This window comes from Vreelandella azerica, from assembly GCF_013112225.1.
In the GTDB taxonomy this organism is placed as follows: domain Bacteria; phylum Pseudomonadota; class Gammaproteobacteria; order Pseudomonadales; family Halomonadaceae; genus Vreelandella; species Vreelandella azerica.
Genome location: NZ_JABFHI010000001.1, coordinates 32,914 through 47,792, shown reverse-complemented (window position 1 = coordinate 47,792; position 14,879 = coordinate 32,914). Strand labels below are relative to the sequence as shown.

Here is a 14,879-nt window from a genome sequence, read left to right as displayed (position 1 = left end):
CTAGACGGAACACGACGGTCTAAAGGACCGCCCTTCTATTGTCTTTCTGTTAATCTTTCGCGTGTCTTTTAACCTTTTGCCTTTGCCGACGGAGATGTTGATGAGCCAACAACTAAAGCGCCACTGGGCCATTTTGCGTTACCTGTCCTCTCAGCGTCGGCCGCTGACCACCGGTGATATCTATCGGCACCTGAACGACGAATTTCCGGCCAGTCAGCGCACCTATGAGCGGGATCTTGTGCTGCTGGAAGACACCTTTCCCCAAGCCATCAAGCGTGAGGAAAGCCAAGGTATTAACCGGCGCACCATTTACTGGTCGCTGCATTCCCGCCGGGGCCTGATTCCGGATGTTTTATTGGATGATGCAGACATTGCCATGGCGCTTGTTGTCCTGGAGGAACAGGCCAATAGCCGTCTACCGCGCAGTGTGATGCAGCGCCTGAACAGTTGGTGGGAACAAGCTCATGGCACGCTGGACAATGTACCTGACCGACGGCTCGCTCATTATCGTCAGCTGATTCGTTACTTGCCGGACTCTCTCCGCCCGGAACCTCCGACAGCCCCAGAAAGCATTCAGCTAACGGTTGAACAAGCACTGCTGGACGGTCAGCGACTGACTTTGACCCGCGACACTCTGGACGGTGAGGTCACACATGAAGACCTTATCCCGCTGCGTTTGTTATTGCTGGAAGAAGTCATGTATTTGTTAGCAGAAGCCCCTGATGCATCGCCACCGGATGAGCGCTTTCTGCAGATACCGCTGCACCGAGTGACACAGGCTGCCTGTACGGGGTTGAACACTCGCACGCCTACCTCCCCGGATGAGGCTCAACAGCGCGTGCTGGGTACCGGCGGACAGCAGCCGATCGAGATGGTGGTCTCAAGAGAGGTGGCCGAGATGCTGTTTGAACGTCCCATGGGGCGCAATCAAACCTTGACGCCGTTAGGTCATCACCGTTACCGCCTGAAGACAACGCTCGACGATAGCCATCAGCTTCAGCATCTACTCGCCCAGAATGGCCACTTTTTCGCCGGTTAAGGTGTGGGCCCTACTCCCGAAAAAGGAGGACACTAGCTGATAGGAACTTCATGTTACGACACAGAATGTCGTACCCTGCGATTATCATGGTGCTGTGCTCATCACGGGAGAAAGCCATGCAGTGGGGACAGTTACTCGACATTAATGCATCCACACACGACGATGAACGACAGGACCCTGAAGAACGCCTGTTGGCGCAGGTAACGACCGTCAAGATGGTGATGTTTCTGGGCAAGGATGCCAACCTTGACAGCGATGAGTGGCGCCGCCTGTTCAGCTGGCTAGGCCAGAAAATCCCGAAAAGCGCCGACGATAGCCACCTTTACCGCGACCATGCCCCCGCCTTGAAACGCTGGTGGCGCCGGCAGATACGTGCACTGGACCTTAGTGCCAAAGTGCAGGGCACGCTCACTCTGCTCTGTGACGAAGTCGCCGACCTGCTTCAGCTCAACGCGCTGGAAACGAAGCTGTTGATGTTGACCTGGCTGCGTTTACGGCACCCGATGATCAACCCGATCCTGCTGTCTGTCGAGGATCAACAAACCAAAAAACTACTGGCGCTGCTCACCGGCCATGGTAGCGATGAAATCCACCTCAGCTTGCAAAACAATGGCCGACTGAAAAGCCTGGGTCTACTTTCTACCAAGTGCAACGGCCATCGGTCGCTTGATTTGGATGACGTGCTGTCGGCTGGCCCCATGCTGCGCAACCTGGCGCCTCTGGTGAATCATGACGTTTGCTTACCCTCTTCTGACGCGCTGCGCACGTTTATCACCGACAACCTGATGAGCCTGTGCCCGGTTCAGGAAGCCGGGCGTTTCTCATTGGCCAGCTTTGGCGCTGTTCCCCTGCGCCAGCTCGCGGTGGATTACCTGCAAAAGGCCATCAACACCCAGCAGGCCGGTGCCAATATCCTGATTTATGGCCGCCCAGGCATTGGCAAGACAGAGCTGGTCAAGACCCTGGCTACTCAGCTGAAGGTGCCACTTTACGGCGTGCCCGTCGTAGACCAAGACGATGACGTGCTCACGCCCAGCAAACGCCTGCACCGTTACCAGGTGGTGCAGAAGCTGATTGATCAGCGCCCCGGCATGGTGATGTTTGATGAGATCGAGGATGTCATCAACAACGAAGACGCCCTGCCCAAAGGCTGGATGAACCAGCTGCTTGAGAACAATCCCAAGCCTGGCCTTTGGGTCAGCAACAGCGTCAACTGGCTGGACCCGGCCTATCTGCGCCGGTTTGACCTGATCATTGAAGTCAAAGCGCAACGCGGTGAGCAGGCCCGTGAGCGCTTCCAGCACTTGCTGCAGACCTTACCCGTAACCGCTCAGGGGCGCGAGCACCTTTCCCGCCAGGACTGGATGACGCCTGCCGCCGCCGAGCAGCTATGTCGTCTTGGGCAGTTGCTGAACCCACGCACCCCACAGCGCAACGAACAGCACCTGAGCACCCTGATGAGCCATCGCCTGAAAGCTCTTGGCCGCCGCAGTATGAACGGCCTCAAGCTCAACACCCCACCGATGGCCCGCAAATGCCGGAATACCGCCTGGAATGGCTCAACACCCGCCCTGGGCTGGACGGCATTGTGCAGCGACTAACCCGTCGTCAGCGCGGCCGCCTCTGTCTGCATGGGTTACCCGGCAGCGGCAAGACAGCCCTGGCTCGTCATCTGGCCGAACGCCTGGGTCGTAAACTCATCACCGCCCACGCCAGCAGCCTGTTGGACAAGTACGTGGGCGGCACCGAAGCCAAGCTGGCAGCCCTGTTCGAGCAGGCCCGCGAACAGAATGCGGTGCTGCTGCTGGATGAAGTGGATACCTTACTGATGCAACGCGATAACGGTATGCAAAGCTGGGAAATCTCCCACACCAATGAGCTGCTGGTTCAGATTGAAAACTTTCGCGGGCATTCTGCTCGCCACCACCAACCGCGTGGACAGCCTGGATCGCGCCGTAATGCGCCGCTTTGATCTCAAGGTGGAATTTTTGCCACTTGCCCCAGAACCACTGCGCGATTTGTTGAAAGCCGTCTTGCCCGAACGTGATCATGCCCGCCTGGCCACCATCCCCACCAACCATCTGGCCAGCCGCCGTGTGACGCCGGGCAATGTACGTACGGCGCTGGATCAGCTCGACCTGCGCGGCCTGCCTCTGCGCCTGAATACCCTGATGGATGCCCTGACATTGGAAGAACGCGAACAGCACGGCCAGCGCCAGCCCATGCCATTCATAGCAGATGAAGATTCAAAGCGGACAAATAGGCAAGCCCAATTCCAGCAAAATGGCGCTGACATTCTGATGCTTGAACTCAATGGAGCCTTCAGAGCGTTGATTAAGTTTAGGCTGTAACCCTCGGCGGTGTTCTGCCTTGCTGTAGGCCACGCCGGCCAGCTGCTTTTCCAGCATGGCCATATAGTCAATTACCAGGCACTCACATTCCAGCCAATCCCAGCCGCTACGCTCGGGGCGCAGTATCTGGCGGCGTATTTGTTCATCCAGGTTTTGTAACAAAGCAGCCTTCAGCAGCTCACGGGCAAACTGATTGCCCAATAGTTCAAACAGCGCTTCATCAAGGTAGGCATAAGCTACATGGGCGGTTAGAACACCCGGTGATGTTGCTGTGGTTAGCCGGTTGTAGCTTTCTCTTTGGCCTGGCAACAGCTGGTGATGCCAGAACCCCTCACTGCGCAGATGAAAAAAGGGTGGTGAGGGTTGAGCTTGCTGTTGGTTGAAGCCAGGGAAGCAAAGTGTGCCTGATAGTGCTGCTTCAGGGTGTTATCGAACTTCAGACGGTTTTCGCTTAATTCCCCCTGCGCGATGAGATCAATCACCGCCAACAACATGGCCACTTTATGCGGGCTTCGATTTCCCTTGGCAGCATGCAAACGCAGCGCTGCAAAGCGGTGTTCGTAATCCAGTAATGTCATGTCGTCACAGACTGCCAGACGAGGCGACAAACCACGGGCTTAACGCACCGTAGCCATACACAAACGCTAGCTTGCGAGCGCGGGTCAGGCTGACATACGCAAGCGCCCGTTCTTCGTTCTCTTTCTGGCGCCGGGTCACCGCATCGGCTGCCGCGTTCACTACAAACGCCAGCGGCAACAGGCCGCGATTAGCCGACGCAATAAAGACAGCATCAAACTCCAGCCCTTTAACTCTATGCATGGTGGCAAGATTCAGAGCACTGTCAGGGGCGTGAGCGCTACGCCCGTCGAGCAGATGGCAGACCTGCCGTTGACTCTCCAGCGCTGTTTTCAGTGCGGCCACTTCCTTACGGGTACGCGCAATCACACAACAGGCTTCCGGTGCCAGCTTATTGACCTCCATTGCTTCCAGAATAGCCGCTGCCTGATCCTCCATAGCATCAAAACAACGAATATCCGGTGCGGGGCCATGCATTAGGGAGTGATAGAAATCCTGGTTATCTTCGCCGCCGTCAAGGTCATCAACGCTGACCCCTTCCAGAATATTCACCGCCAATTTACGGGTTTCATCCGTGGTGCGGTAATTGACTTTCAAGCGCGCGCTGCGCCCGCGGATATTGATCCCACACTGACCCAACACCACTTTGTTCTTGCCGTAAATGCGCTGGTGGCCATCGCCAACAATAAACAGATCGTCAGGGCCTTCCGGCACCAGGGCACGCAGCAGCATAAACGCCTGTGACCCCATATCCTGGGCTTCATCAACAATGATATGCCCAACGGGCGGCCATAGGCCGGGGTTGGTTTCTATCAGCTGGCGCGCATCACGATAGGCATCATCCGCCTCTTTGAGGTAATTGCTCGCCAGTAAATGACGGTAACGCTCGAATACCGGCCATATTTCGACGCGCTGCTGTCGGTTCAGTCGTGTCCCACGCCCTAGCCGTGAGGCTTTTTGTATTCCTCAACGCTGCCAACAGATTGCGGCTGAATCACTCGGGCCCACTCTTCCTGAAAAAACGCCAGGGTCAGGTCGGCACTGGCCGGCTTTTCCGCATAAGCATCTTCCCACAGGCGTTTTTCTTCTGATGCATCCATCAGCAGCCCGTAGTCATAGCCGATTTTTTGAGGAAATTCACCACCCAGGCATCCAGGTTGATTACCTCGATACGCTCAAGGGCTTCCTGACGACAGATCTTGTTAAGGTTCTGCTGGATATCAGTGGCCAGGTTGCGGGTAAAGGTGGTGAATAGAACCTTGCTGTCATCGGTGGCGGCATTTTCTGCCAACCACTTGGCGCGGTGCATGGCCACTACGGTTTTGCCGGTACCTGCCCCGCCCAGCACGCGCACTGGGCCATTCTTTTTACCATTGGCCAGGCGGCGCTGCGCCGGGTGCAGAAAGACCCGCCATTTCTCGATGGACTGATTCAGCACTTCCTGCAACGCAGTTTCATTGTCGGCCACCGCAAAATGCGCCTGAGATTCCGGGCGCGCCAGGGCCGTTGCAAAATCGTTGGTATCAACGCTTGGCGGTGCGGCAGTGACCGTTTCGTTATAAGCCTCTTCAAAGCTGGCGCCCGCCATCAACATGAAAAGCCCTTCATAGGCATCTGGCGGCAGCTGCTCGTTGACCCGTGCGGTTTCCAGATCCGCTTCAATCGCCATGCCACGCACCAGTGCCAAGGCGTCGTCAGGCACGCCAAGCTGTAGCAGTTGGCGGTCACGAATCGCATCAAACAGGCCCGGCTGTTGCTGATGGGAGTTCGTATCAGCGGCCTCCGCTGCCAGCGTGGTTTCCTCAACCGTGAAGACCTGCAGGCTACCCGTGTTCGGGTTGATCTCGACCTTACGCTTGGCCGCCCAGGTGTACGCCTGCTCGTGGTGATCCACATACAGCATCAGGTAGAGGTCTTCTTTTTCTGCCGCTGCCAGAATGATACGGACATCCTGATTCGCGCGTATCGAACGCAGCTTGCTGTCCTTGAAAGCCGTCAGCTTTTCATAGTGAAGCCCTGGATGCTGCGGGTCCTGCTGAAACTGCATCACCGCTTTATTGGCCTGGCTTTGCTCCTTGGGTTCCAACGCCAACAAGCTTTCAAAATATTTATCTGAAAAGGCAACACTGACCATATCAAGCTCCTGCATCCATGTGATTCATTGCCGCTGCCAACGTATCCACCTGGGTGAATACCTGCCAGCCATTTGCCTCAAGATAGGCCCTGGCGGCCAGCTGATCTGGTTCGTTATCGAGTAAAAAAGCGATCTTCTGCGCCTCAAACATCAGCTCCACCTCACCGATGATCTCTTCATCATCGTTCATGACCGGCTCACCCACCATGGCGGTTTCCGGCCACTCAAGGGTGTGTGTTTTCAATACGTCTGCCAGATCCTTATCTACATAATCAAACCAGGCCGGGCTATTTTGCGTGCCACCATCAGAAGCCGTACCGGACACCTGGCCTGCCGTAGGCCAGAGCAAGCCAGCGGCACTACCGTTAGCGTTCATCTGGGGTGTCCAGGCATAAAATACTGGCAGAAACTGCAGAAAATTGACTGCACACCAAAATCGCTGCCATGCATAGAGAGCTGTATCGGTGGCGTCGTTGGCATCATAGCGAAGATTAATCGAAGCTTGTGTCAGGTCGGCAGACGTCAATAATTGACGCGAAGCCAGCAGGTTCAGGGTCATGGATGCTCTGCTCTGGTTATCCGTCAGGGTGACCGCCCCCGCCAGCGCCACGCTTTCAGGCTGAAGATCCGTAAAGGATGCCGGTAAACCGTCCAGGCTTGCCAGTGCCTGCTGCCGGACAGCGGGGTCGCTCAGCGCATGGCCTGGCAAACACTGGAAAGCAAACAGCAGCCCCTGCTTCGCCAGGGCATGCGCGTCCTGTTCCATCAGAAAGTGCATCAGTAATTCAAAGGGCGTTTTAACCAGGTGTTCCGCAACATTGCTCACCTCAGCCACTGCGGCAAGCGCTGTAATAGCCTTATTATTCTGCTCTGACGAAGTCATGCCTGCAGGCAATGGCACCTCCAGCGCCTTATCGCCCATTACCTGGTTGATGTCATACCAGTTTAGCGTCCAGACCACAAAGCCGGCATGCATCAGCGCCTGACGCTTAAGCAGATCGTCTTCCAGGGTATCCGCATGAAAGGCATAGCCATCCAGAAAAATGGCGACAGGCCGCCTACCTTTCTGAACAGGCCACAGCACAAAATCCGGTCGGCTGGCAAACTGCACGCCATCGGTAGCACCGAGGTCGACCTGGGGTACCATTTCATAGCTCAGCTCCCCTATTGTCAGCCGATATCCGTGTTTGCCGCGAACAACATCCTGGGAAACCCGCACCTTCTGACTGCCCACGCAGTCAGCGCCAGAAAAACCGCCCTAGCGCCTCAGGAAAACGGGCTTCCAGTTCACTGTCGACCCATGGGTTACCCCTTAAGGTACTCAGCGAGTCATCGTTTTGCACCCACGAGTGGTCGCCTTCAACAATGTCTTTAAGCATTTCCATCGCCAGCGCTTTACTTGTGCTTTCCATACCATAAGCATTGCGGTATTCCAGCAGGCAGCGATAGCAGCCATCCATGCTATTGTCATAACAGTCGCACTGCGCCATGACCTGATAAGCCTGAAGAAACACTTCCTGCATGTTTTCCGCTCGGCTCAGAAGCTCGTGAAGATAGCCTGTTCCCCCGGCACCGAATCGTAAAGCACCACAAAATGGCGGCGCTCGTCGGTTTCCCCGATGGGTTCGCTTTGGTAGGCCACCCGCAAGTGATCCACCTTACCGCCGAAACGCCGTTTAAGGCCCAGCTGAAGCGCGCCGCCACAAACGAATTCACCTGTTCTTCTGTGCCCCCTGTGGCCAGGCGAGGCAGCAGAATGCGCAACGCCTCGGAAGAAAACCGACGATACAGATAAAGACAGTTTTCAATCCCGGCATCCTCACGCCCACTGGGCAGCTTTTTTGGACCCCGCCCAAAACTGCAACTTTTAAGATGTTTGGCCTCCGCCTTGCCGGCGGCTGCCTGGCGGGACTGCACCGAACCACACTCCCGGCAGAGCGGAAAACCGGCGCGCTGGATATGCTCACCCGCCACATCAAAAAACATCTCCTCGCCTTCGCGGGGGCCGAAGTTCACCTCGAGGAAATTTGCTGAACGGATAAACTCAAAGCCAAAAGGCCGGTGCTTGTCGTCCAGCACCCAGGTAATACGGATATCCGATGGTTTGAAATCGATCAGCATCTGTTTATTGAAGAACACCGGCTCACGGTTATCCGCGCCGTCATCCAACATAGCGTCTTTGGCATTGGTGAAGGCATACACTGCGTCATCTTCAGCATCTTGGTGCGCGCGCTTTCATCACTCCACTGAGGGGTGTGACAACGCGGACAGGTCTTATCGGCAAAGCCTGCCTGGGGGTCATCGGCTGGGGCCGAATAATGACAGCGCGGGCAAAAACGCCAGTCCTGGATATTGCGCCCTTTGGCTGTTTCAACCCGCGTTACGGTGACTTTGCGATTACCGGCATAAAACACCGATTCCGGTGCCAGTTCGGTCAACGCCGCCTGCGCTGGCCGTTGATACTCATACTCGCGCTTCACGAATTCGCGCTCGGGGCTATCAGCACCGCCCATTTTCTTCTCGGAGCGGAAAATCACCGAGTGCAAGGTCGCGCCTTCTTCAGGAAAGGCGTAGTTGGGTAGCATGCCTTCATCGGTAAAGAAGTTGAGCGTTTCACGCTTGTTCAGCCGGATACGCAGGCTACGATAGCCCGCCACTTCGCGCTCTAACTCCAGAATTTCATCCTGGGTGTGCTCATCCTGAGGCTGCTTGCGCAACTTCTTGAGCTGTTTATCCAGCCCCGAGATGGTACTGACCATATTGGCCCGCTCATTCGCCACCACTTTAAGGCGGTTAACCACATATAATTGCAGATGGTCATCGAGGTATTGGGGGCCGCCAAACAGGTATTGCCGCAACAACTCCTGATCCTCTTCTGAAAGCTCAGTGGCCACATAGCTGACAAACCCATCCCAGACGGCTTGCATATTATGTTTGAGAAAATTCAATAGCGTATAAGGGAAGCGGTCTTCCTGCGTTTTCTCAACGGCATCCAGCACCGGCTGCATATTCGGCGGCACCTGATTGGCGCCTTTTGCCTGATATGTCCAGCAATCCAGGGTGTACGCCAGTAACTGGCGGCGCAACACATGGCGGGCTTTCAGGAATACCGCGGGTGGCTCCACCGGTGTATCCAGCATGCGGCCAGGGTCGGCGTAAAACACCAGGTCATGGGGTCGGCCATTGGCGACCGTTAATACAAACGAATTACCATCCTTACGGCCTCCCCGCCCGACACGCTGCAGATAATTGGCCTGGGCCGGCGGTACCGAGCACAGCAGCACGCTGGACAGGTCGCCGATATCGATCCCCATCTCCAGGGTCGGCGTCGCTGACAACAGGTTATATTCCCAGGGCTTTTGCCCACTGATAAAACTGTTTTCCACGCGTACCCGGTCGCTGGTCGCCAGAAGCCCGGTATGCTCGTGGGCAATCACTCGATGAATTTCGCCATGGCGAAACAGGTTGCGGTACAAGGCATCGCGAAACGGCGTTGTATGTTCATACACCAGGGATGGATCGGCCGCTGACTTTAACGGCAGCCCAAGCCAAAAAGACGCCTGCTCTGCTGGTAGATGCATGGGTCGATAGCCCGGGCACTCCACCGCCTGAAGTGCTGTCGTCACTGTCAGCTGCTCAGGGTTCAACATCCACAAACGAGCGCCTTTCTCGCTCACCTCCCGGGTCAAAAGCCCCTGCCCGCACAGCGCTTCCATTGCTTCTGTCAGCACGTCTTCCAGTTGGCGCCTATCTATCAGCGCATACTCAGGGTTTACGCACATCAACCAACGTTCAAACCAGCTCTTGCGGTTGCTGGTATTGAGCAATGGCTGAAAGCCTTCGCCCTTGGCCGTTGAAGGGTACATAGGTTTGGGCGTGGATTGGCCTATCGGCGGCACATACGCCAGCTTATTTAGCAGGAACCGCTTACCCTGGTGGTAGCGGTAAGCTTTCAGGCTCTCCAGACCAATCGCGCCCATATTGGCCAGATGCTGCATCAGGCCGACCATCACGCCCGTCGCCGCTTCAGCATCAATGCGGTAACCCAGGCTGTTATCCACCGTGTCAGCCCAACTCAGCGCCGCTTTTTGCAAGGGTTCCAATGGCCACTGCAGGGCCGCAATGCCCAGCCGGTTCAATGAACGGCCTATCTGTGAGCGCCAGGCTACGTCTTCCAGCAGCTGCCAGCGCATCCGCTGACGAATCAGGCTGAGCAAGAGCGCCGGATCAGCCACCTCGCCCGACTGTTCAAACAGCTCAAAATCAGACCGGAAACGCAGATCCGGCGGCATAAACTCGCGCAGATAGCGGGCCAAGGAGAACTTGCCCTGCTGACCGTCATGATCAAGCCAGAAACGCTCAAACTGCTCGGGAATTTCCGCCACTGGCACCGGCGTTTCCTGGCTTTCCAGCCACTGGGTCAGCGCCATGCGCACATTGTTCTGCCAGGTACGGGCAGCAAAAAAGCCGGCGCGATGGGTGGCATCCTGCACCGAGTCACTAAACGCCAGCAGCTTACGGTCATCGTTATCCCGACTGCTAAACATCTGATGGATGGCCACTGCGCTCAAGCTAGCGGCCCGGGCACCAAACACCACCAGGGCAGCACTCGCCGAACAATAGGGGCAATCATTTTCATGCACGACCTTGTTGACTGTCCCCCGCGTCACTTCTTTAAGCTGATGGGGTTTGCTGACGCGCACCAAGGCGTCATTGCCAGCCTGGCAACCTTTACAGGCGCCGCTGTAGTCAATAGCGGCGGTTTGGCCACATTCCCGACAGACCTTGAAGTTCTCCAGCATGGCGCCAGCCGGTGATACTTTTTCACCCTGCTGCCAGGGCAGTAGCAAGGCCGTTTCGCGGCTGTGGCTGAAAAACGCTGAATAGATGGACTGAAGTTCGGTCTCCAAACGGTCGTCTGAAGCCGAGCACCCTTCCATACGCGATAGCCAGGCCGTGCCATGGCACTCGCGGCACTGCACCAAAGGTAAGCGTACCTGCTGTTGATCTTTCGGGGCCTGATCATCACCAAACGACAACAAGGGTGGCAAGCGGCTGGCTTGCGCCTCACTGCTAATGTCGGTGTCGTCTGGAGCGCCTTTACCGGGTTCACGCAGCGTGCCGACTATGCGGCGCAACTCACGAGACCATAGCTGAAGACGCAACTGAACAAAGGGCTGATTAACCTCATCGCGGGCGTGGGCGATAAGCGCCAGCAAGGCACCCAGCACCCACTCTGGCTGGCGAGCAAAGCGGGGAGGCACCTGGCTGGCCAGTTTGGTGAGCAGCTCGTTAAAGGTTGGCGTGACGGGCATCAGCTTGAGCTGACGCAAAAGATTGGCCAACTGGCCGTGCTGTTTAAGCACTTGCCCCAAGGCAGCCCTGCCTTCGTCTGACATCAGGTCCTGCTCGGGCGCTTGACTGAAATACAGGGCGTACGCCTGTAACAGGTATTCTTTCAGCCCCTGCTGCAAGGCATCTTTCAACGTATCCGGGCCAATGTTCGGGTTCAGGTTTAGAAAGGAAAGGTTATCCAGAAAATCTGTATCCGCCTGACGCTGCTCGGTAATCACCGCACTACGCTGAAACGGGCTGGAAAAAATATCCGCGGCATAGCGCACCAGGCCTTGAACGCTGTCATCGCCGCCCAGAGTGGCCGAGGTGCCCACACAGATCAGCTGATCTGATGCCATATCAAAGCGGGCGCGCAGGCGACGAATCAGCAGCGATAGATCAGTCCCTTGAGCGCCATCAAAGGTATGCAGTTCATCTACCACCAGATACCGCAGTGTCTCTGGCCCATTATGCGCCCAAAGCGACTGATCCTTGGGTCGCATCAGCAGGTAATCGAGCATCTTGTAATTGGTTAGCAGCACATCGGGCGGATCACTGCGCAGCACCTCCTTACTGGTGATCACCTGGTTCTCCCCATGGCCTGGGTGCCCTGGCCATCACCGCCTACAAACAAACCAACGCGTAACCCCTTAAGCACCGGCTGTTGATGAATCTCCTTGGCAAAACGCTTGGCCTGATCGGTGGCCAGGGCATTCATCGGGTAAATGACGATGGCCTTGATGCCCTTGCTTGCCGTGCGCTGGCAATGATCCAGCACCGGGTACATAAAGCACTCCGTCTTACCCGAGCCGGTACCGGTAGCCACCAGGGTGTTCAGCGCCTGGCGGTCAGAACCCAGGCGCTGCCAGGCCTGTTCCTGATGCGCATAAGGAGGGTGTTCCGTCTCAAAGCTAGAAAAGAAATCCCGCCTCGACTGGCCTTTGATAAACGGCAGGCCCACCGACACATAAGGTCCCTTCACAAAGGCTTCACCGCCCTGCTGCTCTTCCACCAGGCGCTGAAACTCGCCCTTGAACGGCGGAGTTTCGGTTTCAAAACCGGTGACAATAAACTCGCGCAGGGCGGTAGAGACTTCGCTTGCAAGCAGGCCGGGTATCATGAGGATTCCATTCAGGTATTAATACGAGTTATTGACAATATCACTTAAATCGATTTTCCAGTGACGGCATTTCAAGGTCGCTGTCATCAGAAAAAACAAAAGTGCCTTCCTCACCTTCAGGATCTTCAACAAAATCAGTTGAATAGCCCCGGATCCAGAATTTGTAATTATCGGCTGATAACCTGTAGCCCTTTGTTCTCTCACTTCCCGATAAGCGGTCAGGGTAGGCCCAGCCACGCTTTTCAAGCTCCGTTACGGCAACAATCAGGTGCGCCAAGGTGTATTGCTCAGGGGCGATCTCTTCATGAAAATACGGGAAGAATACCTGATCATTTGCCTCGCCATCAGAGCTGTCAGAAGCCCGCCAACCTTTGCATTCTATGACTTCATTGAGATTTTTATAGGGGTGGGAGTGGAAGGTGCCGACCAGTTCGATATTGGGCCAATAACTCTGGAAGAACTTCTTTTTAGCCTTTAATGACTCAAAATTGGGTGCAACCCATTCATTATGACGAGTAGCTGAGGTTTCAACTGTGCACATAGTAGCAATAACTTTGGGTGGCGTATTGCCTTTCTTCGGAATAGAGTAGCCCCAGAGCAGACCGAAAGTTTCCAGATTCTTGTAGGCTTTTCCTCTTTCACTGCTCTTGTGATCAAATCTATAGGCTTCCTGGGCGCTGGTAAAAGCTGGGGCACTACGTGATCTTCGATAAAAATCATTTTTTTCATTTGAGAATTCTTCACCCAGTTTAATATTTAGTGATTTTTTGACATGAGAGCATTATCTAAATGGTTAATGAATCAATCGTGGCTGCAATACTGTTCACACGCTCATCATCTTTAATGTGCTGGTCACAGTAATTGGTTATATCTTGGATTTGAGAATCAATCTGAATTAAGGAATTCTCTTTCGCACCAGAAATTACCTTCCTAGTTTCATCAAGAATCGCAGAACTGATTTCACCCGCTATTCCTTCTATAGCTTGATGAACGCCAAGAATTTGCCGACGCTGCTCAGCATTATGCTCATCTTGCTCAGCAGAGGCTGAATAAATTTCATAAGCTGAAACGACAACCGTTACAAACCAGCTAGCCTTATTTGCCCAGCCGCCTAACGTTTTTTCCCACCGACCTTTAATGCCTGGAAATTTTAATTTTCTGAGCATCAAGAGACCATTCTTGATAGTTTCGGAATCTATTGCTCTAGCACCTTCCATTACAGCCTTTTCAATAGTATCACTAACGTGGGAACTATCTCCCTTATTATCTGATTCAAAAGAAATATCCAGCGAAGCATTCAAGTCGTCAATAACTTCATCACAGCGCTGCTGCAAGAAATCTGCGGTAGTCTTGACTACGCCGTCTGACAACTTCATTATCTCGCTTTCAATTTCTAATTTTGAAGACGATTTATTTATTGCTGAAGCAATTTCAGGCTTTAAACGTACCATTTCTGCCCGTACGTGATTAGTCACTTGAGAATCTAAAAGGTCATATTGACGGATTATATCATCACGTTGATATTGAAGTTTTTTCAGTTCAGCTGATTTATCAGTATTATTTTCATTTGATATTGCATTTAATAACGGACTCACCAGACACTGTTGGATATATTTCTTTAGCCGGTCTAAGTAATCGACCTCATTATCAAAGTCACGCAACCATGACATAAAGACGCGTTCAAAATATACAATACCAGAATACTCAGCTAGATGCTCAGAGCCTTTTAGACGAGCTTTCATAGCAGTCTTTACATTTACTGGAATCACTGGAATCTCGCTAACTCTCTGAAGTTCGATTCTATAATCATTTGCATATTTAGCCATGATGTCAGTTAATCGCTCTAGCGCTTCTGGGAGCTGTTCAGGGATCAACTCATGGTTAAATACAATAAAAATATTTTTACCCCTTGATAACATTTTAAACATTCTTTCGTAAACATCTTTTACGTCTTGATCACCTTGACGCACAACAAACAAAATGAGTTCTGATCTATCAATTTCCGATTCAGTAACTTCCTCGTGCTCAATTGGCGCATTAACTCCAGGTGTGTCAAGTAAATAACAACCATTCCAGCTATAAACATCTGCAACTGAAGTTTTTGGAATATCCCCAACCGCTGCTACTTCTTGCACAAGGAGTGCATTAATCAAGCTACTTTTACCTGCGTTATAACTACCAAAAAGCATAGCCTGAAGAATCGATTCACTTTTCTTTGCATAATACTCTTCTTTAAGGATTGCTACTTTTAGCTCCCAAGTAACGCTCAGAAAGCTCGAATAATTCTTCCAGATTTTTATCAATCTTAGCAATAGCGTTCATTTT

At 53.8% G+C, this 14,879-nt stretch carries 15 protein-coding genes; 4 read left to right on the top strand and 11 right to left on the bottom strand.

Translation table 11 applies throughout. The features are described from left to right. The first annotated feature begins 100 nt into the window (after nt 1-100). The 4 genes from HLB35_RS00255 to HLB35_RS00240 are packed head-to-tail and all read left to right on the top strand — an operon-like array spanning nt 101 to nt 3,390. Nucleotides 101-1,039 carry a WYL domain-containing protein gene (locus HLB35_RS00255; protein WP_171701077.1) on the top strand — a complete coding sequence of 313 codons (939 nt, stop codon included), beginning with the start codon at nt 101-103 and terminating at the stop codon, nt 1,037-1,039. A gap of 50 nt (nt 1,040-1,089) precedes the next feature. Next, entirely contained in the window at nt 1,090-2,640 is a 1,551-nt protein-coding gene (locus tag HLB35_RS00250) for an AAA family ATPase (RefSeq protein WP_171701076.1), read from the top strand. Continuing rightward, nucleotides 2,628-3,011: an AAA family ATPase gene (locus HLB35_RS00245; RefSeq protein WP_171701075.1), complete on the top strand. Its 384-nt coding sequence runs from the start codon at nt 2,628-2,630 to the stop codon at nt 3,009-3,011. The genes HLB35_RS00250 and HLB35_RS00245 overlap by 13 nt, the downstream gene beginning before the upstream one ends. Then, complete coding sequence (locus HLB35_RS00240) at nt 2,998-3,390, top strand: hypothetical protein (RefSeq protein WP_171701074.1); 393 nt, start codon at nt 2,998-3,000, stop codon at nt 3,388-3,390. Before HLB35_RS00245 ends, HLB35_RS00240 begins: the two co-directional genes overlap by 14 nt. Nucleotides 3,391-3,665: 275 nt before the next feature. On the opposite strand, the gene HLB35_RS00235 is transcribed toward HLB35_RS00240, so the two are convergent. The 11 genes from HLB35_RS00235 to HLB35_RS00185 all read right to left on the bottom strand — a co-directional run bounded on the left by HLB35_RS00235 (nt 3,666) and on the right by HLB35_RS00185 (nt 14,866). Next, nucleotides 3,666-3,968, bottom strand: a complete 303-nt coding sequence (locus HLB35_RS00235; protein WP_171701073.1) for a hypothetical protein — start codon at nt 3,966-3,968, stop codon at nt 3,666-3,668. 4 nt (nt 3,969-3,972) lie between these two features. Beyond that, on the bottom strand, nt 3,973-4,869 hold the full coding sequence (locus tag HLB35_RS00230) for a 3'-5' exonuclease (RefSeq protein ID WP_328730963.1): 897 nt from the start codon (nt 4,867-4,869) through the stop codon (nt 3,973-3,975). A gap of 38 nt (nt 4,870-4,907) precedes the next feature. After that, nucleotides 4,908-5,066 carry a hypothetical protein gene (locus tag HLB35_RS00225; protein ID WP_171701072.1) on the bottom strand — a complete coding sequence of 53 codons (159 nt, stop codon included), beginning with the start codon at nt 5,064-5,066 and terminating at the stop codon, nt 4,908-4,910. Further along, entirely contained in the window at nt 5,066-6,100 is a 1,035-nt protein-coding gene (locus HLB35_RS00220) for a type II toxin-antitoxin system RelE family toxin (RefSeq protein WP_171701071.1), read from the bottom strand. The genes HLB35_RS00225 and HLB35_RS00220 overlap by 1 nt, the downstream gene beginning before the upstream one ends. A 1-nt stretch (nt 6,101) precedes the next feature. Beyond that, the gene (locus HLB35_RS00215) at nt 6,102-7,334 is read right to left on the bottom strand and encodes a hypothetical protein (RefSeq protein WP_171701070.1); all 1,233 of its coding nucleotides are present in this window, start codon (nt 7,332-7,334) and stop codon (nt 6,102-6,104) included. A 4-nt stretch (nt 7,335-7,338) separates the two neighbouring features. Then, the gene (locus HLB35_RS00210; protein WP_422822396.1) at nt 7,339-7,623 is read right to left on the bottom strand and encodes a hypothetical protein; all 285 of its coding nucleotides are present in this window, start codon (nt 7,621-7,623) and stop codon (nt 7,339-7,341) included. Continuing rightward, on the bottom strand, nt 7,568-8,269 hold the full coding sequence (locus HLB35_RS00205; RefSeq protein ID WP_171701068.1) for a hypothetical protein: 702 nt from the start codon (nt 8,267-8,269) through the stop codon (nt 7,568-7,570). Before HLB35_RS00205 ends, HLB35_RS00210 begins: the two co-directional genes overlap by 56 nt. Continuing rightward, complete coding sequence (locus HLB35_RS18010) at nt 8,215-12,018, bottom strand: helicase-related protein (RefSeq protein ID WP_171701067.1); 3,804 nt, start codon at nt 12,016-12,018, stop codon at nt 8,215-8,217. Before HLB35_RS18010 ends, HLB35_RS00205 begins: the two co-directional genes overlap by 55 nt. After that, on the bottom strand, nt 12,015-12,554 hold the full coding sequence (locus HLB35_RS00195) for a DEAD/DEAH box helicase (protein ID WP_171701066.1): 540 nt from the start codon (nt 12,552-12,554) through the stop codon (nt 12,015-12,017). The genes HLB35_RS18010 and HLB35_RS00195 overlap by 4 nt, the downstream gene beginning before the upstream one ends. Before the next feature lie 40 nt (nt 12,555-12,594). Further along, nucleotides 12,595-13,095, bottom strand: coding sequence for a hypothetical protein (locus tag HLB35_RS00190; protein WP_216601339.1), 501 nt, complete (start codon nt 13,093-13,095; stop codon nt 12,595-12,597). 244 nt (nt 13,096-13,339) lie between these two features. Beyond that, nucleotides 13,340-14,866 carry a GTPase gene (locus tag HLB35_RS00185; protein WP_171701065.1) on the bottom strand — a complete coding sequence of 509 codons (1,527 nt, stop codon included), beginning with the start codon at nt 14,864-14,866 and terminating at the stop codon, nt 13,340-13,342. Nucleotides 14,867-14,879 lie beyond the last annotated feature (13 nt).